At 69.5% G+C, this 2135-nt stretch carries 2 protein-coding genes; one reads left to right on the plus strand and one right to left on the minus strand.

Annotated features, from left to right (window positions below; genetic code table 11):
* Positions 1 to 291 (minus strand): transposase family protein (locus B056_RS35970; protein WP_230202924.1); only part of this gene is annotated, 291 nt, incomplete at its 3' end.
* 346 nt (positions 292 to 637) lie between these two features.
* Between B056_RS35970 and B056_RS0109645 the strand changes: the two genes are divergently transcribed.
* Entirely contained in the window at positions 638 to 2050 is a 1413-nt protein-coding gene (locus B056_RS0109645) for an ISL3 family transposase (protein WP_268258365.1), read from the plus strand.
* The last annotated feature ends 85 nt before the right edge of the window (positions 2051 to 2135 follow it).

Below are 2135 nucleotides of genomic sequence, written 5' to 3' on the forward strand. Positions count from 1 at the left end.
GGGCCTGGTCGACCTGGCGCAGACGCCGTCAACACCAGGCCAGACGCTGCCACTACCGACGGCGAGGACACCCACAAGTGCCGTTGCAGTACTAACCCCGATCCCGAAGCCGGCGGCGAGCTGGGTGTAGGTGTGTCCGCGGCGCAGGTGCGCCAGCACGAGCAGGGCTTGGCGGTCCGCGGGCAGTCGCCGCCAGCGGGTCCCGCGTTCACGGCGGTGGGCGTTCAGCCGGTCGGTGAGGAAACGCAGGGTGCGGGTGGACAGATCGACACCGGTTGGGTAGACAAGCATGCGAAGCTCCGGGCGGACAGGGTGGTCTTGGTCGACAACCCGTCTACCAGGAGCTTCACCTCTTCCCGGACCCGGCCTCCATGCCTGCCCCACCCGCGATCAGCCAGGTTGGCAAAAGCTCACTCGCCCACCCACCGCTGCGGCTCCGCCCGACCGAACCGGCCCCCGATCCGCCCGCACAGCCCCTTGCCAACGACGGCTGAATGTGGGATCTGTCCCTGATCTTGTGATCAGGCTGACCCCGGGCGGCGCGCTGACCATGATCGACCTTCTGTGATCATGTGTCGGGTGCCTCTCTGACCTTGGGGTTCTCCTTCCGCATCTGGCGGGTCTCGTTGTCGATCGGGTGGACCGGTCTGGTGATCGGCTGCGGTTGCGGGCCCGTGTTAGAGGAGCTGCTGGTGGGTGCCCCGGGTGCGGGGTGGTCTCGGAGCGGGTCCACGGGCGGTATCGCCGGCGGTTGGTCGATGCGGCGATCGCGGGTGCTCAGGTGGAGATCGATCTGCTGGTTCGGCGGTTCCGCTGCCTGACAGCAAACTGTCCGCGGGTGACGTTCGCGGAGCAGGTCGTGGGTCTGACGAGTCCGCATGCCCGGTTCACCCCGCTCGCCAGTCGGATGATCGAAGCGATCGGGTTGGCGTTGGCGGGCCGAGCCGGAGCACGCCTCGCGGGCCGGATGGGGCTTCCCGCGGGTCGGAACACGCTGCTACGCCGAGTCCGGGGCCTATCCGACCCGCAGATCGGGGTGGTGACAGTCCTCGGGGTGGATGACTTCGCGCTGCGCCGGGGTCGGGTCTACGGAACGGTCCTGATCGATCTCGACAGCCACCGGCCGGTGGACCTGCTGCCCGACCGGGACGCGGCGACGTTCTCCGGCTGGCTGGCCGAGCATCCCGGCACGCAGGTGATCTGCCGGGACCGTGCCGGTGCCTATGCCGACGGCGCCCGCACCGGCGCCCCGGACGCGGTGCAGGTGGCGGATCGCTTCCATCTGTGGAGCAATCTCGCCGGGTATGTCGAGTCGACGGTTGCCCGGCACCGTTCCTGCCTGGCGCAACCACCGGCCACCGAGCAGGCTGCGGACGAGCCGCGGGCGGACCTCGATGGCGCGGTGGCCGCAGCGCGGGACGCGCAGTTCGGGCAGCGGACGTTCGTGCGGCATGCCCGCGAGCGGTACGCCGCCGTCCAGGAGCTCAAGGCCGCGGGCGTGGGTATCAAACCGATCGCTGCCCGGCTCGGTCTGGCTCGAGGAACGGTCCGCAAGTACTACCGTGCCACCAGCGTCGACGACGTCCTGGCCAAGGCCCGCGACGGGCGCGGTTCGATCCTGCGGCCGTGGGAGCCCTACCTCACCGAGCGGGTCAACGCTGGGATCATCAACGGCAGCCAGCTGTTCGGGGAGATCCGCGACCAGGGCTACACCGGGAGCAAGGCAGTGGTCCTGGCCTACCTGCGCCCCCTACGCGCCGGCGGAAGCACAGCCGCGCCCCCGGCACGGACGGCACCGAAGGTCCGCACCGTCACCCGCTGGCTCCTCACGCACCCCGAGCACCTGGATGACCAGGACACCCTCGCGTTACAGCAGGTCCTCACCCGCTGCCCGGACCTCCGGAAGACCGCCGGCCATGTCACCGCGTTCGCGCAGATGCTCACCGACCGTCACGGCGACCGGCTCAACAGCTGGATCGCCGCCGTCGACGCCGACGACCTGTCCGAACTTCACCGCTTCACCCGCGGCCTCCTGCGCGACGAGAAATAGTCAAGACTTGTGGATGGTGATCGTTAGGCGGCTTGGGTGATGGGTGTGGTGGTGGGGCGTTCGACGAGCTGGCCGCCTTCGAAGA

The sequence above is a fragment of the Parafrankia discariae genome, from assembly GCF_000373365.1.
In the GTDB taxonomy this organism is placed as follows: Bacteria; Actinomycetota; Actinomycetes; order Frankiales; family Frankiaceae; genus Parafrankia; species Parafrankia discariae.